Below are 22,730 nucleotides of genomic sequence, written 5' to 3' on the forward strand. Positions count from 1 at the left end.
CTTTCCAGCTATCTGCATTTAACATCATGAACAGAAAGGAGCCCGTCAGTCTTTACACTAAAACCCTCTATACATGGATCTTGCAGATACAGACTTTTCCCAAAACAAATTGGGCAATAATGAGTTGTATTCTCGAATAACCCAAAAAGTTCCTTCTTTTTTTCAGATCCTATGGCATCAACGATCGTTTTTTTCTTCTCTGGATCGCTGATGTCGCGGATAAAATATTTGATGTAGCTCAGCTCATGCATGTAAGCCGGCAGGAACAAATGGAGCTCAATATCAAACCCGCTTTTATCCATATGGTAATAATCATTGAAATGACCGACCTGGGAGACGGATACGTCCGCTCCGGCCCGCCGAAACAGATCAGCCAGCCTTTCAATGATCTCTCCGTTGGGATAATAATCGGCATAAACGATTCGGATCGGCTCTTCTTTTGTCAAAAGGGGCGGATCTTTCTGCGGTGTCCTCCCGCTTTCCCATATACCGATCAGTGAATCAGTCGGTGTGATGATATGCCCCAAATCCCCGGCCAGCTTTTGTCTATCAAAATAATGCTGAATGAAAGTTCTCAGCATGTCGTCCTTTACCTTGAAGGTAAATAACATCGGCAAATGATTTTCTTTAAAATCAGCATACTGCCGATACCTCATGTTTGAATGATGAAACTGGGTGTGGCAGGTCACGTCCGTTTGATTCGCTTCGTACAGCCCGATGCTTTTTTCCAGATCATCATTCAAAATAAATTGGATAGTCTGAACCGTGCGGTGATCCGCGGGCGTCATTTTATATTGCGGATTCCGCTCAAATTCCAGCCCCTTCTCAAACGTACGCTTGAATCGGTACGGGCCGTTTTCCAGCACGCCGCCCCCGGCGGTCCCCGGAATCAGAAAGCTGCTCTGCAAAACAGCTTCTATTTCATCAGACGGCTCGTCCAAGGTGACTTCAAAGCGTTTTTCACCCGTTACGTTCACCCCGAGCTGATCGGATGAGACGAGGCCTTTTACATACGGAACGGCCTGTTTTATGTTCAGGAAACTGCCAAGATGGGGGCTTTGATTTTCTTTCGTCAGATGATAGATGATCGTTTGAACCACACCCTCGGCGTCACCTAAATAGTCCGGGTGAATGTCCACCTGACAGGTGCGGGGATCTTTGCGGATGATCCGGCAGTTATAGCCGTCCTGCAGACTTTCATACATAATGCTGCAAATCATCTTGCTTGTGTAATCCTGCGTATCTAATGGGTTCAAGCGTATCGGGCTTGTGTCGATTTCTATTTTCAGAGGGTCGCCCGGTTTTCTCGCCGTACGATGCATCGTCTTCATAAAGCGCTTTCCTTTTGAGAAAGCTTCGTTTCTGTAATATGAAGGCCGTCAAAGTCCAGGCCGATGCGGGTATTCAGGGATTTCGGGCTTCCGCCTGCAAGGTATGTGATAATGTCATGAGACATAAACGAGGATATAATACCGTTTGTCGCTCCTAAGGAACCTTTGATCGGTTCATCAGGGTAACAGTTCAGAAGTCCGGCCGGCATGTTTTTTTCATAGGTGACGCCGGATTGATAGGATTCAGGCGTAAGCAGAGGCCCCCATTGGCCGCTGAAGCTGCCGACACCCCCGGTCATAAATGCAATATTCCGCTCCTTGCAATACCGGTAAACCCATTCAGAAATGTTATGGGGTTTGTCAGCGGCATTTATGACGATATCAATTTCATACGGATCTAACACACGCAGGTCCTGCGGCTGTGTAATTTCCTTATGGTAAAGTGCTGCGTCCGCATGGGGATTGATACCCGCAATATAATCTCTGCATTCTGAGATCTTTAATTTGCCTACAGAAGATTTATTATAGACGAATTGTCTGTTCAGGTTATGTACTGATACGGCATCGAAATCAATGAGAATAAAATGCTGCATGCCCGCCGCCAAAAGGTTTTGAAGAATGATCGTTCCGACGCCCCCCAGACCCACGATCGCTGCCCTGCTGCCGTCTAATCTCTTTTGGATCAGATTGGGGTTTTGGTTGTATTTCTCAAAATGGTAGAGCTGCTTTTCAGTGATGCGGCCTTCACGGCCGTTTTGCCATGGCTCTATTAAAGCATCCAATTTCATTAATGCATCGAAAAACTGGTTTCCCGCTTCCTCTCCCAGAAGATCAGAAAGCTCTTGTTTTTCACAGCCGGTGATCAGTCGTTCAACCGCCTCTTTGATCTCACTCGTATGCGCAAGCTTAATCGCCTTTCGATTTTGAATGATAATATGTGCCGTGTAGGTCAGCACCTGCACGCTGTCTTTAAACTTCCAGCGCTTACAGTCCGTTGACATCATGACATACCCCCTGAAAGATAATAACTCCCCAATGAGGGGAGTCACGGCTTTACTAGCAGCGATGCACCAAGCTTGCTGTTTCTGTATCAAGATCAAGTTCTTCAATCTTCATCAGTACACACCCCCTTTACCAATAACTAGATATTATCACCAATATTGGAAAAGGACAAGTTATTTTTAGAAAATTTAGAATTTACATATAAATTGTGATATTTCTTCCTGCTTCCCGGTTTATCCCGGCAGCCGGATGATGAACACGGAGCCTTTTCCCTGCTCACTTTTCACTTCAATTGTTCCGTTATGGCTGTCGATAATGGTTTTTGTAATGGCAAGACCCAGCCCCGCGCCGCCGGATTGACGGGATCGGGAGGTTTCCGCCCTGTAAAACCGGTCAAACAAATGAGGCACATGCTCCGGAGCGATTCCCGTTCCGTTATCCGCAATCATAAGCATGATTCCTCCGTCTTTCTGCAGGGAGACGGTGATGACACCCGTGTCTTCATCCGTATGCTGCACCGCATTGTAAAAGAGATTGAGAATGACCTGCTTCATTTTGTCTTTGTCAAAAATGGCTTCTATCTTTTGATTGACAAAGAACTCGAGCTTCCGGTTTCTCGCGAGCAGCTTCAGCTGAGCCTCCATTTCCAAAATGACGTCTCCCAATGCGCCTTTTTTCATTTCAAAGCTCGGCACCCGGTCAATCTTCGCGAGAAACAGAAGATCCTCTATCAGCTTATTCGCCCTGGCGGATTCCGCGTACATGCTTTGAAGCGCTTTTTCTTTCTGCTCCGGCTTTTCCGCCGCTCCGCGTATTAATATTTCGATAAAGCCGTGGATGGAGGTAAGCGGCGTTCTCAGCTCATGTGATGCGTCTGATACAAACTGCCGGATTCGTTCCTTCGCTTCTTTTTCCGCCTGAAAAGAGGTTTCAATCCGTTCCAGCATCTGATTGATGGAGATGCCCAATGACTCAATTTCGGCCTGCTTCCTATCGATCGGCAGCCGTTTATCGAGACTGCCGGCATGAATGTCACCCATCATATGCACAATGCGGGACAGCGGCTTGAGTGTGAGCCGGATCACCGGCAGGAAAACAAACAGTCCGATGACCAAAGCCGCAAAGGAAAGCACCGCGAAAATGCTGATCTGGCGGAAAAGCGAATCATTCAGAGGCTGGGTCAGCGTGCTCATCTGCACAACTCCCGCCTGCCTTCCGTCAACGGAAATCGCTTGAAACACGACGATGATTTCCTCCCCCGCCTTATTGTGAGCCACTTGATAGTGAAGCGCCATTGTATCTGTCAGCGCATCCTGATACACGTTTTTCGGGAAAGAAGGAGCGGCCCCCGCGTGCGGGTCTTCTGATAAAACAGACATCTTGTATGATTGATTGATAAAAGCAACCGTCACCCCGGGGTAAATCAAATTCGGTTGAGCCGGTGTTTCGGAACGGGCAAGGGTTTTGATTGACCTCCATACGCTTTGATCCATTGAATTGATATAACTCTGAATGCTGATCGCCTGATTTTCATACATCGTCCGTGTCATAAACATGTATTGTGTGCCGCCGATGAAACATAACAGCAAGGCCAAAATCGCCAGTGACCTGAACAGGAGCTGGAATCGCAGGGTTCTGTACAGCCGTTTCATGCCAGATCCACCCTGTACCCGGCGCCCCGAACCGTGCGAATCACCTTGTGTTCTTTGTCCTTCAGCTTTTCGCGCAAAGAACGGATGTACACCTCGACGATATTGTCTTCTCCGAGGACCGTTCCGTGATGAAGCCCCATCGTTAAAGAATCAATGAGTGCAGACTCGCTGTCTGCACTCATCAGCTTGATGCCTTTCAACTTCTCCATGATGCAGTCTCTCCTTAGATGTATCAGCCTGTGTTTATTTTTTTCGCTTCCCCTTCTATTATTCGCTTTTATCTGAAACAAAACGGAATCTAAGCTGAATTGGTGAAAGTAAACGCTCACAACGGAGCCATCTGCAAATAACAACAAATAAGCTGCCGACAGTTTCATCTGCCGCTTCAATTCAGCATCACCAGTCTGTTTCAATCACAAAGTTCTAAATTCATGTCTGCCTTTTTCTAAATATACCCATTTTCAACTGAACGTGTTGTAACCCGCGTTCAGTTCTTTTTTATAGCTTCTGAAAAAAGGCATAAAAAAAGCGCCCTGAAAAAGGACGTTTGATATGACATGTTTCATGTTCTTAAATTCTGCATTCTAAAATAATTCTTCCTTCACATTCACCTTCAATTTCATTCAATACGATGATCACATCAGCCGTTTTCATGTGTTTCACCTCCCGTTTTCACAATAGTATAATATTAACAAATAAATTAATAAAAAACAGCCCAGATTCCGGGCTGTTTTTTTATTTCTGTAATCGATCCGCTTCTGTCAGTTTGACTTCCGCTGTTTTTTTCTTTCCCGAACGGTAGAACGTGATGTTCACACGGTCGCCGATCTTTTTGCGATACAGGCGCTCACGGAGATCAACAACGTCATTGACCTTATGTCCGTCGAACCCGGTAATCACGTCGAGCTTTTTCAAACCCGCTTTTCCGGCCGGTGAAAACGCGTCGACACCCATAATGACCGCCCCGGTTTTAACGCCTTTCGGAAGTTTCAGCGTCTGGCTCCAATGGTAGCTCGCAATATCCGTTAAGGATTTCATCTCAATACCGAGAAAAGGCCGTCTGACTTCTCCGTATTTTTCTAAATCCTGAATAACGGGAATGACAAGCTTTGACGGGATGGACAGGCCAATTCCTTCAACGGCGGATTCAGCGATCTTCATTGAGTTGATGCCGACCACCTTGCCCGATATATCCATCAAAGCGCCGCCGCTGTTGCCGGGGTTAATCGCGGCATCGGTCTGCAGCACTTCCGCATTCCAATCCGGCTGTCCGTCGCCGTTTGAGTCAACAGGCACCGCCCTTTCCGTGCCTGAAATGATCCCCTGTGTCACTGATCCCGCAAATTCAAGCCCGAGCGGATTTCCGATCGCAATGACCGGTTCTCCGACTTTGACCTGATCAGAATTGCCGAACTGGGCGGCCGATTTGATTTTATCAGACTTCACCTTCAGTACGGCGAGATCCATCAGACGGTCGCTCCCGATCAGCTCAGCAGGCACGCGTGAGCCATCCTTCAGGCTGATCTCAATCTCAGTCGCACCTTCAATGACATGGTGATTGGTTACGATATAAGAAGTGTTTCCGTTCTTTTTGTAAATGACGCCGGACCCGCTTCCCGCTTCGCCGCCCTCTCCCCAAATATCGGTCTTTTGGATATTGAGAACACCGACTACCGAATCTGATACACGGCTGACCATATTCGTGACAGCGTCATTGACATTTACATTGACTGTTTTCACCTGTTCGCTGCCGAGACGCTGGCTGGTGCTTTTGCTGCTTTCCCCATGGTCTCCGCCTGTCCAGTACGGCAGCAGGAATGCCATAAGCGCGGCCCCAACGATGACGCCGATCAGACTTGATAGAAAGTACCCTCTCTTGCTGCGGCGAGGCTGTTCGGAGGCGTACTGTTCATCATCGCGATTATAATCCACCCTATCTCAAATCCTTTCAAGAGTACTCGATTTGCTTATAGTGTGGGTCAGATCGCGGATTAATAATCATGATTCATTTGGAAAAATTACACGGCGCACAGCGGCGTCGGGATTTTCGGATCGGTATCAAATAACTGAAACGTTTCCCCGGCGACAAATCCTTTCGCAGCCAATGTCTGCTGCACGGACATTCTCGCCAGTTCCTTCATATTGTTGTCTTGGCTCAGATGCGCCAAATAGATGCGCGATGTGCCGTCGCCTATGACATCAGTCATGGCGAGCGCCGCATCTTCATTGGAGACGTGGCCGACATCGCTTAAAATCCGCCGCTTAATGCTCCATGGGTATCTGCCCATTTGCAGCATGCCGACATCATGGTTGCTTTCAAACACAAACACATTGGCCGAACGGATAATGCCTTTCATTCTGTCGCTCACATACCCGGTGTCCGTCATCAGCGCGAGCTTTCTGCCTTGGTAGTGGAAAACATAAAACATCGGCTCGGCCGCGTCATGAGAGACGCCGAATGACTCAACATCAAGCCCGCCGAAGGATTTCACGCTTTCCATCGGGAACAAAAACTTTTGTCCGGTATCCAGCTTGCCGATCTGATTTTCCATCGCTTTCCACGTCTTTTCATTGGCGTAGACGGGAAGTCCGTACTTTCTCGCAATGACGCCGAGCCCTTTAATATGGTCGCTATGCTCGTGAGTGACAAAAATGCCGTCGACGTCGTCTATCTTGCGGCCGATTCTCTCCATCAGCCCGTCCATCGCTTTACCGCTCAGGCCGGCATCTACCAGAAAAGAGTGCTCATCTGTCTCCAGATAAAACGCATTTCCGGTACTCCCGCTCGCAAGCACGCTAAATTGCAAGCCCATTGTGTCTCACTCCATTATTTATTTTGATTGTTATCAATGACTGTACTTTCCAATGCGTTCACAGTGTACGTTTGCAGTGTCTTTTTCTTCGTCCCTTTTGACTTATCTTCGATTGTAATTCTCCATACCGGCGCCAGCACCTGCGTACTTGTCAGCGGATATTGGGCAATATAGCCGAACTTAACGCTTTTAACGGCGCAATTCGCTTTTAAGTAATTTTGAGAATACAATAATTCGACCGCATCAAGCTCAGGAATCAGGCTCTCCGTCTGGATTCGCTTGAATGACTCCAGCATGGTCTGCTCGTAAGATACGACCTCGTTTTTATCGTTCAGATGCAGAATCACCTGTCCGATCGCATCCGTGGACGAGTCAAAATCTTGATAAATAAACTGGCCGTCATACATCTGGTAAAAAATGATCTGTTTTTTATCCTTGTCGACTTTCCACAGTTTATATTTTTCACCGCCGGTTATTTTAGAGCTGACGAGCGATTCCGCATCCTCCTGCGGTTTTTGCTTCGATAAACCGACCGGATCGGTAAGTTTCATTTTCAGCGTCGTAACCTTGTGATCATCCGCCGGCATCTCCATTAAAGGCTTTTGATCTTTCAAAGCATCAATATCTTCAGCGGTAAATACCTTTTGGCCCGCCGTCAGCCGGTAGCCCGTCGCGGAATCAGAAGACAGGTTGCCGAAAGTGATATGATCCATCTCCATGTCTTTTTCCACATTTGAATTTTTAATCACTTCGTATTCACTGCTCGAGCGTTTTTCAAAAAACTGATAGCCGAGAAAAATATCGAGGATGAGGAAGGCAATGATGAAGATCGTTTTTGTCTTATTCCACTCCATTATCGTCCTCCTCCTTCCCCAGCAGATCTTTCGTAATCGGGACGATCTTCCCGTTGATTTTCATACTCCAGACGGGTTCCAGCTCAACGAGATCATTCGTTGATGAAGAGACCATTTGATAGGCCAGGAAGATCTGGTCGATTTTGTTCACGTCGTATTTATCCTGCTGCTCCAGCAGAGACACAACCTCATTGCCGTTCATCATTTTTACGTCTTTTGTTTTAATCGGATTCGGTCCGAGAACATAGTTCGGCCGCTTGTAGCTGAGAACCTCGTCATTGGCCCATTGAAGGGTCAAAACAGGTCCGGATCCGAAAGGCTTAGACGTGCTGTTGATCACGGGCATTTGGTCTTTAAACATGTAGAAACTCAGCTGCTGGTTATCACTCACATTGAAAAATTGATAATGATCCGTCCAGCTTCCCGTATCCTCTAAATATTTATAGCTTTTCTTAATCAGCTCCCCTGTTTGATAAGAAGCGCTTTGTGCCAGGTTCCGATGCTGGAATTGAATCTGCCGCTGTGTCGAATTGATTTCCAGACGGCTGATTCCGTCAGTCAGGACATTTCGATTGTAATTCGGGTCTTCTCTGACCGTGCTCGGATCATTAAAAAGTGTCTGCTTAAACAGGTTCGTCTTAATGGTTTCAGTAATAAATTCCTTTTCCTTCATATTAAACCGCGCATTCGGCATGAGAAATTCTTTGCTTTTTCCGACCGAATAGAGGTGGTATAACGGCATACTCGACTTTTTGCTGTACAGCTCATTCATCAGATTGCGGTAATTCGCCGATTCCACAGTCACTTCCAAAATCAGCTGCTTGCTGTATGAGACCATGTAAATCTTTTTATTTGTCTTATTCTCATTAAATGGAATGACAATATGGTCAAATGAGCTGTATTCCATTGACGGATTCGACCATTTAAACATCGTTTGGAAGAAATCAATCGGAATGGTGTCATTGAATTGCAGATCGAGCTTTGCCGAATTGCCGTTTCTGCCGTAAAGCCAATTTTTAAAACCGAGCTTGTCGTATTGATCGGAAATATCCTTCATCCCTTTTACTTCCCATTGCGGCAAATCCGCCCACAGGTCATTAAAGAGCGTCTCATCATCCACTTTATAATGAGAGCCGTTTGTATGAATAAACATATCCCGGGGTTTTACCGTTTGCGACACTTTTTGGCTCGTTTTATCAATTTTATGCTTTTCCCGGACAGGCGATTTGGTTGAGGCCGTGCCTTCTGAAAAATTGGGCTGGAATGTCCAAATTCCCCATGTTAAAACAAGACTAATGACGACCAGCACTGACAGTATGACTGTTTTTATATTTTCACGCCTCATCCCAATCATCCTCTTGCTCTTCTTTATATGGAAGAGTAAATGTAATCTTCGTTCCTTTGCCTTCTACACTGTCGGCCCAAATGTCTCCGCCGTGCGCCTGAACCATCTCTTTTGCAATCGCAAGGCCGAGCCCGGTGCCGCCGAGTTTTCTCGTGCGCGCTTTATCCACTCTGTAGAAACGGTCAAAGACTTTTTCCACATCTTTTTTCGGAATGCCGATACCTTCATCTTTTACGCTGATATAAAGCAGCTCTTCTTTCTCATTCACATCGACTGAGAAAGTGACATGTCCGCCTTCCGGTGAGTATTTCAGTGCGTTAGAAATGATATTATCGAGAACCTGCGTCACTTTATCCTGATCAATCTCCACGTACAGATTTCTGTCCGGAAGCTCGCGGATAAATTCGACATGCTGTTCTTTCGTCATTTCAAAACGATCGATAATCAGTGACATAAAGCGGATCATATGAATCCACTCCCGATTAAACTGATAATCTTTGCTGTCGAATTTAGAAAGCTGGAGCAGGTCGTTCACCAATCTGATCATGCGCTCAGTCTCATTTTGGGTCACCATTAAGAAACGCGGAGCGATATCTTTGTTTTCCCACGCGCCCTCTGCAAGCGCCTCTAAATAGCTTCGCATGGTCGTCAGCGGTGTCCGCAGCTCATGAGACACGTTGGCAACGAACTCTCTGCGTTCCCGATCGAGTTTTTCCTGTTCGGTGACATCATAAAGAACCGCGATTAAACCGTCGATTTTTCCGTGCTCTCTCTGAATAACGGAAAAATTCACCCGCAGTACAGTCGTTTCGTCCTCACGTTCGATCTCCAGCAGCATTGAATCCTGCTGTTCTACTAAATCCTCAAATGTAAAGTTCTCTTTTATGCCCAATAAAGACGTAATCGGCATCTCTAAAGCCGTTTCACGTGAAACATTCAGCAGCTCAAGCGCAGGGCTGTTTAAAAGAATAATAGCCCCGTTGCGATTCGTAGCGATGACACCGTCCGTCATATACGCGATAACGGAAGAAAGCTTTCTTCTCTCCCCTTCCGTCATGGCTTGGGCATCTTCAAGCTCTCTCGTCAGATGGTTGAACGTCGTTGCGAGCTGACCGATTTCATCATGCCCGTATTTCCGCACCTTTCTGGAGAAATTCCCTTTTGCCAGTTCCATCGCCTGCTTACGCATATCCGACAGCGGATGGGTAATGGTACGGGCGAGAAATATACCGAGAAGAGCCGTCAGAACAAGGGCTAAGCCTGTTCCTGAAGCAAGAATCGAGTTGACGGTTTTCATCTGGTTAAAGGTATCTTCCATACTGGCCACGACATAAATCGCGCCGACAACTTCCTGATTCTCTGTGACGACAGGTTTTGCTGAAATCAGCACTCTGTTTTTGCTTTTAGGATCATAATATTTTTTTGAATAGGCCTGTTTTGTTGAGAAAATCCGTTTAAAAATCGGGTCAGTCGTCTGTTTCCCCGCTATTTCCTCGCCATAAGGCCTCGAAGAACCGACGACCTCATAGCTTTTATCAACAAATGTAATCTCCCGTATTTCATTATTCTTCGTAAAATCATTCAAAATCCGTTTGACGTCATCTTTAATGACGGTGCTGTCATTATCTCCTTTATATTCCTGCTCAATATAATAGGATAGATTGTCAATCCGCTGATTTAACGATAATTCATAGGACTTGAGAAGAGAATTCTCCACCTGTTTCACAAAGTACACGCCGATAATCTGCATGGCGATGATAATGAGAAGCACATAGATCAGCGTGATCTTAAACTGAATCGACCGAAAAAAACCAACCTTATTCATCGCCGGTTAGTCCTGTTCAGGGTTTCTCAAGTAATAACCGACACCCCGTCTTGTGACGATCCAGTTCGGATGGCTCGGATTATCCTCGATTTTCTCGCGAAGGCGGCGCACTGTTACATCCACCGTTCTCACGTCACCGAAATAGTCATAGCCCCACACAGTCTGCAGCAGATGCTCACGCGTCATAACCTGTCCGATATGTTTGGCTAAGTAATGAAGCAATTCAAACTCACGATGAGTCAGCTCGATCGTTTCTTCTCTTTTTGATACGACATAAGCGTCAGGGAAGATGACGAGAGAACCGATATGAATGTCATTAGATGCTGATTCTTCCTCAGCCGGCGCAACCGTAAGCTGGCGGCGCAGGTTCGCTTTGACGCGGGCCAGAAGCTCACGCGTGCTGAAAGGCTTCGTGACATAGTCATCCGCTCCGATTTCAAGCCCGATGACCTTGTCAATCTCCGAGTCTTTTGCCGTCAGCATAATAATCGGCATATCATATTTTTTCCGGACTTCCCGGCACACTTCAACTCCGTCTTTATTCGGAAGCATAATATCTAAAAGAATTAAATCAGGCTGAAGCTCCTCCACCATTTCCACGGCTTCGTTTCCGTCGTACGCACAATGCACGTCATAGCCTTCTTTTCTTAAATTAAACTCTAATATATCTGCAATCGGTTTTTCATCATCGACTACAAGGATTTTCTTATCCATCATCTTGATTTTCCTCCTGCCAGAATGACTTCATTTCATCTATTGATATTTCATGATGATCACAATTCGGATCGTGAAAAACGTTCCCCGTCTATTATAACGGTTTCAGGTCAAAAGATAAAAAAATTAAAGAGAACAGCGCAAAAACGTATTGAACTGCCATCCTTTTGTCATGTTTTTTATTTTCTTTTAAAAAATAATATTTTTTTGAAACCTCATGAAAAAAAACGCCGTCTAGTGTTTGACGTCTTCTTCTGGGCCGGCTGAAAAGCCGGCTCTCCCTTTTTTTATAACAAAAGAAAAAACGCACCTACTATTGCAGATGCGTTTGGGTAAGTGGCTCGGGACGGAATCGAACCGCCGACACACGGATTTTCAGTCCGTTGCTCTACCAACTGAGCTACCGAGCCAGATGTTTCTTTTCTATACTATAAAGTAAAGTAAAATGGCGGTCCGGACGGGACTCGAACCCGCGACCTCCTGCGTGACAGGCAGGCATTCTAACCAACTGAACTACCGGACCTTACAGTAATTTGTCCGGAGAGCCGTATCGTGGCGGCCCTCCGAGGACAAATAAGGAGTTAGCAATAACGCTAAAGTAAATCAATGACCCGTACGGGATTCGAACCCGTGTTACCGCCGTGAAAGGGCGGTGTCTTAACCGCTTGACCAACGGGCCATAAAAAGTGGTGAGCCATGAAGGACTCGAACCTTCGACCCTCTGATTAAAAGTCAGATGCTCTACCAACTGAGCTAATGGCTCTTGATGTGTCGGATTATGTATCATAGAGCATTCAGACAAAAGCTTTCTTGCAGTACTCTATTGAAGCTGTTCCGTAACAACGAGATTTATAATATCATAGAACATTCGAAAGTGGCAACTACTTTTTTGAAAAAAATCTATTATTTTTTTCCTACATAAAAAAACAAGCCTCCGTGACCGGAGGCTTGTTTGCTGCAAATTCTTAGTTAGCGCGGTATACACTGCGGATGACGTTCGTTTGTGAACGGTCGGGACCGACAGAGAAAATAGAAAGCGGAATACCTGTCAGCTGAGATACGCGTTCCAGATAATGGCGCGCATTTTCAGGAAGATCGCTTAATGTTTTTGCGCCTGTGATATCTTCCGTCCAGCCAGGCATTTCTTCATATACCGGTTCACACTCTGCGAGAGCTTTCAGACTTGCCGGGAATTCTTCAATCACTTCACCTTTGTAGCGGTAAGCGACACAGATTTTCAATGTTTCAATGCCAGTCAGCACATCGATTGAGTTCAGAGAAAGATCTGTGATTCCGCTGACGCGGCGGGCGTGGCGGACAACAACGCTGTCAAACCAGCCGACACGGCGCGGACGGCCTGTCGTTGTGCCGTATTCGCGTCCGACTTCACGGATTTGATCTCCGATTTCATCTTTCAGTTCAGTCGGGAAAGGACCGTCACCGACACGGGTTGTGTACGCTTTAGATACACCGACGACGTGCTGGATTTTTGTCGGGCCTACGCCTGAACCGATCGTCACCCCTCCGGCGACCGGGTTGGATGAAGTGACAAACGGGTATGTCCCTTGGTCAATATCAAGCATAACCCCTTGAGCGCCTTCAAATAAAACGCGGCGGCCTTCATCCAGCGCGTCATTTAAGACGACGGATGTATCGCATACATACTTTTTAATCTGCTGGCCGTATTCATAATACTCATCCAGAATATCTTCAATTTTGAAGCCTTCCGTTTCATACATTTTTTCAAGCAGACGGTTTTTCTCTTCAAGGTTCCGTTCAAGCTTTTCTGCAAACACGTCACGATCTAGCAGGTCTGCGATCCGGATGCCGATCCGCGCCGCTTTGTCCATATAAGCAGGTCCGATGCCTTTTTTCGTTGTGCCGATCTTGTTGGCCCCTTTGCGTTCTTCCTCTACTTCATCCAGTTTCAGATGGTATGGAAGAATGACGTGGGCTCTGTTGCTGATTCTCAAGTTATCCGTGCTCACATTGCGTTCATGAAGATACGCAAGCTCCGTTATGAGCGCTTTCGGATCAACAACCATTCCGTTCCCGATGACACACGCTTTTTCTTTATAAAAAATTCCTGATGGGATTAAATGAAGCTTGTACGTGACGCCATCAAACTTGATGGTATGTCCTGCATTGTTTCCGCCTTGATAACGTGCGATCACTTCTGCATTTTCTGATAGGAAATCTGTAATTTTACCTTTTCCTTCATCGCCCCACTGCGTACCTACTACGACTACTGAAGACATATATCCGTGCACCTCCGTTAACCTTTCAAAACGATATCTCATTCAAACAAATTAAGTGTATCAGTGCCGAAACAGAAAGTCAATCGTAAATCCGAACATTAAAATCTTATCAATCTATATTTGTTCGCCTTAAACATGATTAAAAGCGTTTTCTCTTTCATTTACTATCTATTACTCCCGAAACTTTCATGCTTTAACAAGAAAAAGAACCCGTAATCAGGGTTCTTCAGACAGTCATTTATATGCCGCATGTATTCATCAGGACGACCCGCCAGCCGTCAGGATCTTCGATGGTCACGCCTTTTTCTTCCCAGTACGGGTTTTCGGGTGCTTTCTCCTCATATCCCATCTGCTTTAATTTCGTGCTGATGCGAATGACCTCCTGCTGATCCTGGATGTAAAAGACAAGCAGGCTGTCGCCGTGCGGAACGGGCGCCGGCTGAGACGAGCCGGTTTCTTCGGTGAATTCTAAGTGATATTGCGTATGGGGCAGGCCGAACATGACACCGCTGTAGCCCTCATGTCCGGAAAAGCTGCCGACCCTCTTCAGCCCGAGGCCCTCTTCATAAAATCTGATGATTTCCTTAAGCTGTCCGGTCGGCCGGGCAATCCGGATTTGCGCCGCTTGAAATTGCGGAAATTCAATTGTCATCATCATTCCTCCCTTAATTCCATTATATAAAAGCGCTTTATTTTTTCGTCTGCCGAACGGACGGCATTCTCTCATTCTTTCGGATGAAAAAAAGCCTCAAGACATTGCTTGAGGCTTTACGCACCTGCCGGAACACCGCCGTCATCAAAGCGCCTTTCCAGGTTTACGAACTTATTGTATTCTTTCACAAAAGCCAGTGAGACGGTGCCCACCGGGCCGTTACGCTGTTTGGCGATAATGATTTCGATGATGTTTTTGTTTTCGGATTCTTTATCATAGTAATCATCACGATACAGGAAGGCGACGATGTCGGCATCCTGCTCAATACTTCCCGACTCACGGATATCTGACATCATCGGACGTTTATCCTGCCGCTGCTCAACACCCCGGGAGAGCTGAGACAGAGCGATGACCGGGACTTCAAGCTCCCGTGCCAGCGCTTTTAGCGCCCGTGAAATTTCCGATACCTCTTGCTGGCGGTTGTCGCTTGAACGGCCGCTTCCCTGAATGAGCTGCAAGTAGTCAATTAAAATCATGCCCAATCCGTTTTCCTGCTTCAGTCGGCGGCATTTTGAACGGATTTCGCTGACGCGGATGCCGGGGGTGTCATCTATAAAGATACCGCTGTTTGACAGGCTTCCCATCGCCATCGTCAGCTTGCCCCAATCTTCTTCCGTCAGATTTCCCGTTCTGAGATTTTGGGCGTTAATATTCCCTTCGGCGCAGAGCATACGCATGACAAGCTGCTCGGCACCCATCTCAAGACTGAATATCGCGACGCTCTCATCCGTTTTGGTGGCCACGTTTTGCGCAATATTTAAGGCGAACGCCGTTTTCCCCACAGACGGACGGGCCGCGACAATGATCAAATCATTCCGCTGAAACCCCGCTGTCATCCGGTCAAGCTCGATAAAACCAGTCGGAATCCCGGTAATATCGCCTTTCCGGTTGTGAAGCTGCTCAATGTTGTCGTATGTTTGCACAAGCACGTCTTTAATATTTTGGAAGGCGCCCGAATTTTTTCGCTGAGCGACCTCCATAATCGTTTTTTCCGCATCGCTTAATAAATCTTCAACTTCATCCTCGCGCGTATACCCGTCTTGAGCGATCGAGGTCGCCGTTCTGATTAAACGGCGGAGAATGGATTTTTCCTCAACGATTTTCGCGTAATATTCTATATTAGCCGCTGTCGGAACGGAATTCGCGATGTCCGTCAGGTAAGAGACGCCTCCCACCTCTTCTAACAAATCGGTATTCGCAAGCTCTGACGTTACCGTGACCAAATCAACCGGTTCACCGCGGTCTCCGAGCACGAGCATGGCATTGTAAATTTTTTGATGTGACATTCTGTAGAAATCATCCGGAATCAACACTTCAGAAGCCAGTGTCAACGCAGACGGCTGTAAAAAAACAGCACCTAACACGGCCTGCTCAGCTTCTATGTTTTGCGGCGGCAGCCGATCATTCAGAAGGTCTGTCATGCTAAGCACCGTCCTCTCCTTAAAAAATATCCAAACTCCATTTTACCATTTCTCATGAAAAAGAATAGAAAAATATCACTTTCCCTGTATTTGTCAAAGAGCGGCTGCGTGTTTCACCATTCCGAATGCTGGGAAACAAATAAATAAATCGAAACCAGGAGGTAAGAAGGATGAAAACATATGCAGTAACACCCAGTGTTGATGCGGACGGATGGTTTGTGAAGGTGGAAAATGTGGCGCCGACGGCTCTTTATACATCGAAGGACGCGGCGATCGAGAAAGCGGAGCAGACGGCTAAAGAGAACAGCCCGTCTAAGCTTGTCATTTATGATCAGCATAAAAACATTGAAGAAGAACGGTCCTTTTAAGAAAAGCCTTCGCCCGAGCGAGGGCCTTTCTTATTCGATGAAACGGATGTGCAGCACCGTCTGCGCCATGAGATCGGCCGTTTTTTGATACAGCTCCCATTCTTCACAGGCGGCGAATACTTTCATCATGTCCTGCAATGTCTGTTTCAGTATAATAAATTCGTCAATTGTCCGCAGTTCTGCGGCTTTTTTCTGATAATCAGCCAGCTTCAGCTGTAATAACATCAATGGCGATTGCATAAAAAACCTCCCCCATTCTGTTATAAAGCCCCGCTTATCAAACCTCCATTCCTTTGTCATATCCTCTTACGATAGATTTCTGATTTTAGTACAATAAAGAAACGGAAGGAGTGATCACATGAAACCGCTGCAAATTTCCGCCGAAACGGCGCAAAAGCTCGCAGAATCACTGAATATGCCACTTGAGAGAATCATGCACATGCCTCAGCACATTCTGCTTGCCAAATTAGCTGAAGTCCAAAAAGAGAACGATCACAAATAAAGGCTGCTCTCTCATATATATGTGCAGGAGGCGGAAGCGATGGCTTTCCGCCTCTTTTTCCGCGAAGAAAATTTTGGTAAATCAGTCTCACAGCTGTTGACGAAGGAAAAGTGAAATATTTCTTATTATCCGGAAACAATTCAGGCAACACAAAGCTTGTCTCATGGATTAAAAAGAACGGCACAAAAATCTCAGCTGACCCATACAGCACCGAAAAAACAAGCTCAGCCCGGCAAGGAATGACAGGCGGCCCGGGCGGACAAAGTCAGCAGACTCTGTATGAGATGAAAAAATAACTCAGAAAGAGGCTGGATAGTTAAACGCCGGCCTCTTTATTTTGCTCTTGAAGCACCTGTCATGCGGCGCCGGTATCATTCAGAAAAATGATTGATAAATCCTTTCTATTTTTGAAACCATCAGTTCCTGACGCAGATGCCGGCCCGCATAGGAGCGCGCTTCTTTCCCAAGCCGTTCCCTGAGAGACTGATCCGTAATCAGCATTACGAGAGCATCAGCAAGTTCGCGGCTGTTGCCGGGCTGACAGATAAGCCCTGTGTCCTCATGCCGGATCATCTCAGGGATTCCTCCGCAGTCAGTTGCGACAATGGCTTGACCTGAGAACATCGCTTCGATGATCGCTATAGGGAAATTATCATTCAATGTCGGCAGGACAAATATAGATGATTCAGCCAAAAGCGCCGGCACATCACGTCGTTTTCCGAGGAAAAACACATTCGAGAGGCCCAGTTTCCGTTTCTTCTCTTCCAGAAACCCTCTCATGTTTCCGTCTCCGATGATCCATATGTCGACTCCGGATAAATGGTGCCGGATGTGTGCGAGGGCGTCCAGAAGCACATCATGTCCTTTTCGCTCGGTCAGACGGGAAACGCACGCAATCACGAGCTTTTCAGCACGTTTTGGCTCAGGGGCATCCTGAATGTGAATACCGGTATGAACAGTCGTCAGCTGAGTCTCCTTCGCTCCGTACTCCAGCAAGGGCTCGTGAAAGGAGTCGCTGATTGTAATGATTTTATCCGAAGCCCGAATACCCTGCCTTTCTATTTCACTGAAATATGCCTCTTCTATTGAACCCTTTTGGATTTTATGAAACTTCATCCGGCTTTTCGTAAAATGTCCGTGCGGCGTGAAAAAAAGAGGACGCTGGTACGTTTGATTAAGGTATCCCAGCAAAAATACCGCAAATAAATCCTGCGCGTGAAACAGGTCATATTGTTCTAAGTCTTTCTCCTTCAAAAATCTTTGAAAGACATGTAAATAGCTGAGATTCTTCACAAACTTTTCATTTGCGGCGCCGTATCTGCCAACAAGAAACGCTCTGATCTCGTCAGCGGCCCGCGGGATATCTTCCTGAAAAAAAGTTGGCGGCATTTGGATCGGCGAGATGACATCCGCCTGATGACCGATGCGCTCAAAACCGGTCTTAATTGATGTGATATAACTCGCCAACCCTCCGACATTCGGGTAACGGAGAAAGGTTGCGTACAGAATACGCAATGGCTTTTTTCGTTTGGGGGAGCTTTTTCCTTCCGCACAGAATGAATACAGCATCTCTGGCTCACTTTGATGTTCGATCCCGTAAAATTGATCCATGACGCGCAATAAGGCTGGAGGCACCAGACCGTTCGGCTTGCCGATCTCTTCTTTCACATCCGCTCCCCCTCTCTCAAAATTATAATCCTAATTCCCGTCTCCATTTTGACACTTTGTCAACATGATACGGCAGCAGTTCCCCTCCCCGATTGTCGAAGATTCTCCGCAATTGGGTATGAAGCCCTTTCTCAAGTGTTCTCTGCAAATAAGCCATTTTATAAAGCGTCAAAGGAGGGGTCTGAAAATGAATGCCCCGCTTTTTCATTTCTATCGTATACACTTTTACGCAATACGTCCGAATATCTTCTGCGTGCCGGCTCCAATCTTTTCTGAAGCCAAGCAGAATTTCGACCAGCACCGTCATATCAAACCAAACCGGCGCGTATTTTGCGGATTCCCAATCGATGAATTGAATATCCCACGGTTCATGTCCGGACGCATCGTGGGTGCAGATATTCTGCATATGAAGATCACCGTGTGTGATGGCTGAGCCGTTTTGTATCAATTCAGGGAAAAAATCCGGCTCCTCCTGCTCAAGCAAGTTTGTGATTTGCCGATAATGAGGCTTCACGATATCTTTTGTGCGCTCATCTTTAAGAGCTCTATCCAATAATTCCGCTGTCTTTTTGATCTGCTTTTTACGCCCTTTTCTCATGGTTTCCGATTCGTATACCGGCAGCCACGGCCGCCATTTACCGTCAGAAATATTCTTGTTTTCAAAGGTGCGGCTGTGCAGTTCTGCGACAGACGGAATAATATACTTGAAATGCTTCGGGTGAAATGTAAGCTGTCCCCTGACCTGGCTGACAAACTCCATAAATATCCACGTTTCATGGTCACTTTCTTCTATATGATAGATGTCCGGCAGCAAATCCCCTAAAACAGAACGGGCTTTCCCGTATATATTAATCTCGACCTTATTTTTTTCACGGGAAGATTTATATACTTTCAATATCAGCGGAACAGTTCCGGATTTTTTCTTTACAAACAGTTTATAAATGGCGCTTCTGTCCGTCGATTTCAGACATGTGATGTCATCCGGATTCACCGCAGCCCTTTCACCGAACGAATACGACAGTTTTTCGTCAATTCTCAGTTTTTGAAATGCGCCATACAAAAGATCCTTTTCATACATGCCGATCTTCCTTCCGCTTCCGTTTCCAGCTGTTTTTGAGATGAGACCAAGTGTTTCTGATAAATGGCATCGGGTCATTCCAAGCAAAAAGAGCGTACTCTTTTTTTCCTTTACACCCTTTCCAAAAATCCCGGAACGTCATTTCTCCTCTTTTTCGTTTCTTCAAAAACGTTAAGAAGTAACGCACCTCATAAATCCAGTTGATTCCGTCTTTTTGTTCGAGCTGGGGCTTCACATGCTGTCCGGTCAAATACAGATAGTACATGTAAACGAAATGAACGCCTGCCGGTTCTGTCAGGCTATGGCTGAGCCAAAAGCGCGGATTAATTTCGATAAACTTGTAAACATTGTCCCGGGGGTCCTTTTTAAATTCCGCCATGCCTACTCCCTTCAGCTGAATCGCTTCAAAAAACGGCAGGGTCTTCTCGATCAAATCAGGAAGCCGTTTGCTGACGACGTGGGCCCCCGCGCCAAAATCTGCAGGGAATTGATGGTTCTTTTGCAGAGAGAACAAGCCCATTAATTTCATTTGGTCATCATAAAAAGTGGCGACTTTATAAAAACACTGGTTGTCTCCGGGGATGATCTCCTGCACGAGCAGTTCTCCATTTTCTCTGTAGGAGCTGAACTCCTTGCGCAATTGTGCGGCATCCTTCATTACAATTGCTTTTTTGTTTACTTTTTTTCTGTATTCATGGCCGGCCACCGGTTTTAAAATACACGGGAAGTCAATATTGGCGATGGCCTCTTCCAGCTCATCCTGGTTGTTCGGAAAAAAGGTTTTCGGGCAGGGGATGTTATGCTTGACCGCTAATTCATATGCTTTGCTTTTATCTAAAACCGTTTCTAACAGAGAGTGGCTCGGGAGCAAAAATAAAAAAAAACCGGCTAATGTCTCGCGGAATTTAGATATAAATCCCGCATAATCATCAGATCCTGCGTACAGAACCGGCTTTGCTTGGAATCGCTTCCCGAAATCAGTCAGAAATGTCAGCAGTTCTTCCTCTTGTGTTAAAGGGCTGGGACATATCCCGCAATCTGCCAATCTTGATTTTCCGATACGATAAGGTCCCTCCGTGTCAAACGCGTAAACATCGATTCCTCTTCGGGCCAGACTGCGAATGATCCCAATCCCGTTTGCACTGAAATCAAGTACAACGGCTGCATGTTCATGTTTCATGATCTCCCTCCGAGCTGTTGGTATTTTGATAAATCGATTCGATATTTTTTATCATCGGATCACTGCTTAAATATTTCTCCGCGTAGGCCCTTGCGTTTGAAGCAGCTATCTTCCGCGCAGATTTGTTAGTGATAAAAAACGCTAAAGCCCGGGCAAGAACCTTTGCATTTCCCGGCTCGACAATAAGCCCCGTTTTGTTATGGCGGATCAGATCCGGAATACCCCCGCAATCGGTCGCGATGATAGCCGAGCCGCTGAACATCGCTTCAATAATCGAAATAGGCAGGCTATCATTAATGGTCGGCAGTACGAATATGTCCGTCATATTCAAAATAGCGGGAACATCATCTCTTTTTCCTAAAAAGGAAACCATAGATAGATTCAGTTTTCGAGCCTGTTCCTCTAAGGCGCTCCTCATCTCTCCGTCGCCCGCGATCAGCACTTCAACATGCTCAAGTACATCAGATGGAATTCTCGAAAGTGCGTCCAGTAAATATTTGTGACCTTTTCTCGGGCCTAATCTTGCAATACACGAGATGATGATCTTATTTTTCGGTACCGGGATTTTTCTTTTCCCGCCTGTTTTGGCATCGTAATCGATTCCTGTGATCACCGTTGTCATGTCTTCCTGTTCGGCTCCGAGCTTCATGAGCGGGCTGCGGAACGTATCGCTGATAATAATCAGGCGATCTGCGTATTCAATGGCTTTCATCTCTAGTTTTTTATAATAAAACTCTTCTACCGATCCTTTTTTAAAGATGTGAAATTTAAGTCTGTTGAAAGTGAACATGCCATGCGGTGTGAAAAATAAAGGTTTTTTATAGATTTGATTGAACCTGCCTAACATATTGGCCGTAAATAAATCTTGAGCGTGGAACACATCATATCTTTCCAAATGAATCTTTTGAAGCATTTGCTCGTATATAAACATCAGCCGATTATTTTTCAAAATATGATCGTTATAATCCCCATATCTGTCTTTAAAGAAATCTTTTAATTTCGGAACAACAGCCGCCCGCAGTTCTTTTACCTGCGCGGACGGAAACAGATTAGGGGATATGACATCCACCTTATGACCTCTTTTTTTCAGTCCTTCACTAAGCGTTTTAATATAGTTTGATAAACCGCCCGTGTGCGGGTAGTCCCAAAACGTGGCAATCAAAATGGATAACTTCTTTTTTTTCCTGTATACTCGCGGAATATGATGATCGTGTTTCAACTGTGTCTTTACCGCCGTCTTTTTTTGCCGGGGCGTTTTGACTCCGTAGTAGCGGTCAAGCGTTTGAACCATATACGGATAGGGGACGGAAAATGTCTTGTTCATTTCCAGATCCTCCGCACGACTTCAAAAGCTTCGGCGTATTCCACACCCGCCGTCATCCCTCTGACTTTTCCTAAATGTTTTACGCCTTCATATGAACGGGGATGAGGGTAATCCCTCATTTCTACGTCATAGTGGTGAAGCGCCGCGAGTTTGGCATCCATTGTGTCTGTGATATTGACGAAGTAATTGGGCTTGAAGAGTTTATCAGCCGTATTTCTCTCCCACTCGCTTGAAGATAGCGTTTCGAACGTAAGCAGTTCGATAGGCTTTTGATTCGGAAGCGGTCTGGCGGCTGTTAAAACTGCTTGGAATGTTCTCTGGTGGTCCATATTGATATCGCCGTAATGATGTGTAAAGATTTTGTCAGGCTGATAGACGCGAATGAGCTGCTCTAATTCTTTGACAAGCTTATGAAGAGGGATACATTCCAGCTCTAAATTCGTGTGCTCCAAAAAGATGACTTTCTCAATTCCAAGCTCTTGATTCGCGCGTTCGCCTAATTGTTTAATATGATGAGCTTCTTCTTTTCTTCCTAATGCCGTAATAACGGAAATCACTTTATATCCTTCATTGATCAGCCGTTTTATGGTGCCCGCTGATCCCAATAGTTCATCATCGGGATGAGCGCCGATAACCATAATGTATTCTGCCATTTTTTCCACACTCCACCAAACAAATGTTAC

21 protein-coding genes, 4 tRNA genes and 1 pseudogene are annotated in these 22,730 nt (G+C 46.0%); 3 read left to right on the plus strand and 23 right to left on the minus strand.

Going from position 1 to position 22,730, the window contains the following annotated elements; all coding sequences use genetic code 11:
- Window positions 1-8 precede the first annotated feature (8 nt).
- From MY7_RS17510 to dnaB, 17 genes are all read right to left on the minus strand, one after another.
- Window positions 9-1,331: a hypothetical protein gene (locus tag MY7_RS17510; protein ID WP_007614959.1), complete on the minus strand. Its 1,323-nt coding sequence runs from the start codon at window positions 1,329-1,331 to the stop codon at window positions 9-11.
- A complete protein-coding gene (locus MY7_RS17515) occupies window positions 1,328-2,335 on the minus strand; it encodes a ThiF family adenylyltransferase (protein WP_007614961.1) in 1,008 nt (335 codons plus the stop codon). Before MY7_RS17515 ends, MY7_RS17510 begins: the two co-directional genes overlap by 4 nt.
- 231 nt (window positions 2,336-2,566) lie before the next feature.
- Window positions 2,567-3,985, minus strand: a complete 1,419-nt coding sequence (locus MY7_RS17520) for a sensor histidine kinase (RefSeq protein ID WP_007614964.1) — start codon at window positions 3,983-3,985, stop codon at window positions 2,567-2,569.
- Complete coding sequence (locus tag MY7_RS20195) at window positions 3,982-4,194, minus strand: winged helix-turn-helix domain-containing protein (RefSeq protein ID WP_029325780.1); 213 nt, start codon at window positions 4,192-4,194, stop codon at window positions 3,982-3,984. Before MY7_RS20195 ends, MY7_RS17520 begins: the two co-directional genes overlap by 4 nt.
- Window positions 4,195-4,720: 526 nt before the next feature.
- Window positions 4,721-5,917: a S1C family serine protease gene (locus MY7_RS17530; protein ID WP_007614967.1), complete on the minus strand. Its 1,197-nt coding sequence runs from the start codon at window positions 5,915-5,917 to the stop codon at window positions 4,721-4,723.
- 86 nt (window positions 5,918-6,003) lie between these two features.
- Window positions 6,004-6,798 (minus strand): MBL fold metallo-hydrolase, encoded by a 795-nt coding sequence (locus tag MY7_RS17535; protein WP_007614969.1) that lies wholly within the window; start codon window positions 6,796-6,798, stop codon window positions 6,004-6,006.
- A gap of 14 nt (window positions 6,799-6,812) precedes the next feature.
- Window positions 6,813-7,652 carry a two-component system regulatory protein YycI gene (locus tag MY7_RS17540; protein ID WP_007614971.1) on the minus strand — a complete coding sequence of 280 codons (840 nt, stop codon included), beginning with the start codon at window positions 7,650-7,652 and terminating at the stop codon, window positions 6,813-6,815.
- Window positions 7,639-8,997 carry a two-component system activity regulator YycH gene (gene yycH / locus MY7_RS17545; protein WP_029325781.1) on the minus strand — a complete coding sequence of 453 codons (1,359 nt, stop codon included), beginning with the start codon at window positions 8,995-8,997 and terminating at the stop codon, window positions 7,639-7,641. Before yycH ends, MY7_RS17540 begins: the two co-directional genes overlap by 14 nt.
- Entirely contained in the window at window positions 8,987-10,822 is a 1,836-nt protein-coding gene (gene walK / locus MY7_RS17550; RefSeq protein ID WP_007614974.1) for a cell wall metabolism sensor histidine kinase WalK, read from the minus strand. Before walK ends, yycH begins: the two co-directional genes overlap by 11 nt.
- A 6-nt stretch (window positions 10,823-10,828) precedes the next feature.
- Entirely contained in the window at window positions 10,829-11,536 is a 708-nt protein-coding gene (gene walR / locus MY7_RS17555; RefSeq protein WP_004393104.1) for a cell wall metabolism DNA-binding response regulator WalR, read from the minus strand.
- 337 nt (window positions 11,537-11,873) lie between these two features.
- Window positions 11,874-11,946, minus strand: a tRNA-Phe gene (locus tag MY7_RS17565).
- Between the two features lie 36 nt (window positions 11,947-11,982).
- A tRNA-Asp gene (locus MY7_RS17570) sits at window positions 11,983-12,059 on the minus strand.
- A gap of 84 nt (window positions 12,060-12,143) precedes the next feature.
- A tRNA-Glu gene (locus MY7_RS17575) sits at window positions 12,144-12,215 on the minus strand.
- Window positions 12,216-12,223: 8 nt separating this feature from the next.
- Window positions 12,224-12,299 (minus strand) — tRNA-Lys (locus tag MY7_RS17580).
- Window positions 12,300-12,501: 202 nt separating this feature from the next.
- Entirely contained in the window at window positions 12,502-13,794 is a 1,293-nt protein-coding gene (gene purA / locus MY7_RS17585; protein ID WP_012118894.1) for an adenylosuccinate synthase, read from the minus strand.
- A gap of 238 nt (window positions 13,795-14,032) precedes the next feature.
- The gene (locus MY7_RS17590) at window positions 14,033-14,446 is read right to left on the minus strand and encodes a VOC family protein (protein WP_029325782.1); all 414 of its coding nucleotides are present in this window, start codon (window positions 14,444-14,446) and stop codon (window positions 14,033-14,035) included.
- A 116-nt stretch (window positions 14,447-14,562) separates the two neighbouring features.
- A complete protein-coding gene (gene dnaB / locus MY7_RS17595) occupies window positions 14,563-15,927 on the minus strand; it encodes a replicative DNA helicase (protein ID WP_004393100.1) in 1,365 nt (454 codons plus the stop codon).
- Between the two features lie 170 nt (window positions 15,928-16,097).
- Between dnaB and MY7_RS17600 the strand changes: the two genes are divergently transcribed.
- Window positions 16,098-16,295 carry a DUF2188 domain-containing protein gene (locus tag MY7_RS17600; protein WP_007407900.1) on the plus strand — a complete coding sequence of 66 codons (198 nt, stop codon included), beginning with the start codon at window positions 16,098-16,100 and terminating at the stop codon, window positions 16,293-16,295.
- A 30-nt stretch (window positions 16,296-16,325) separates the two neighbouring features.
- Here MY7_RS17600 and MY7_RS17605 read toward each other — a convergent pair whose 3' ends face one another.
- A complete protein-coding gene (locus MY7_RS17605) occupies window positions 16,326-16,535 on the minus strand; it encodes a hypothetical protein (RefSeq protein WP_015418617.1) in 210 nt (69 codons plus the stop codon).
- Between the two features lie 118 nt (window positions 16,536-16,653).
- Here MY7_RS17605 and MY7_RS19435 point away from each other — a divergent pair, with 118 nt between their 5' ends.
- Both MY7_RS19435 and MY7_RS19975 read left to right on the plus strand, forming a co-directional pair.
- A complete protein-coding gene (locus tag MY7_RS19435) occupies window positions 16,654-16,797 on the plus strand; it encodes a YycC family protein (protein ID WP_007407902.1) in 144 nt (47 codons plus the stop codon).
- A gap of 95 nt (window positions 16,798-16,892) precedes the next feature.
- Window positions 16,893-17,093: pseudogene (locus MY7_RS19975) on the plus strand (hypothetical protein); the annotation flags it as partial.
- Window positions 17,094-17,172: 79 nt separating this feature from the next.
- Here MY7_RS19975 and MY7_RS17615 read toward each other — a convergent pair.
- The 5 genes from MY7_RS17615 to MY7_RS17635 are packed head-to-tail and all read right to left on the minus strand — an operon-like array spanning window position 17,173 to window position 22,700.
- The gene (locus MY7_RS17615; RefSeq protein ID WP_007614984.1) at window positions 17,173-18,465 is read right to left on the minus strand and encodes a glycosyltransferase family 4 protein; all 1,293 of its coding nucleotides are present in this window, start codon (window positions 18,463-18,465) and stop codon (window positions 17,173-17,175) included.
- Between the two features lie 22 nt (window positions 18,466-18,487).
- A complete protein-coding gene (locus tag MY7_RS17620) occupies window positions 18,488-19,543 on the minus strand; it encodes a phosphotransferase (RefSeq protein ID WP_007614987.1) in 1,056 nt (351 codons plus the stop codon).
- Complete coding sequence (locus MY7_RS17625; protein ID WP_007614989.1) at window positions 19,536-20,723, minus strand: carboxylate--amine ligase; 1,188 nt, start codon at window positions 20,721-20,723, stop codon at window positions 19,536-19,538. The genes MY7_RS17620 and MY7_RS17625 overlap by 8 nt, the downstream gene beginning before the upstream one ends.
- Window positions 20,713-22,047, minus strand: a complete 1,335-nt coding sequence (locus MY7_RS17630) for a glycosyltransferase family 4 protein (protein ID WP_007614991.1) — start codon at window positions 22,045-22,047, stop codon at window positions 20,713-20,715. Before MY7_RS17630 ends, MY7_RS17625 begins: the two co-directional genes overlap by 11 nt.
- Window positions 22,044-22,700, minus strand: a complete 657-nt coding sequence (locus MY7_RS17635; RefSeq protein WP_007407908.1) for a PIG-L deacetylase family protein — start codon at window positions 22,698-22,700, stop codon at window positions 22,044-22,046. Before MY7_RS17635 ends, MY7_RS17630 begins: the two co-directional genes overlap by 4 nt.
- Window positions 22,701-22,730: the final 30 nt, after the last annotated feature.

The sequence above is a fragment of the Bacillus sp. 5B6 genome, assembly GCF_000259405.1.
GTDB classification, from domain to species: Bacteria; Bacillota; Bacilli; order Bacillales; family Bacillaceae; genus Bacillus; species Bacillus velezensis.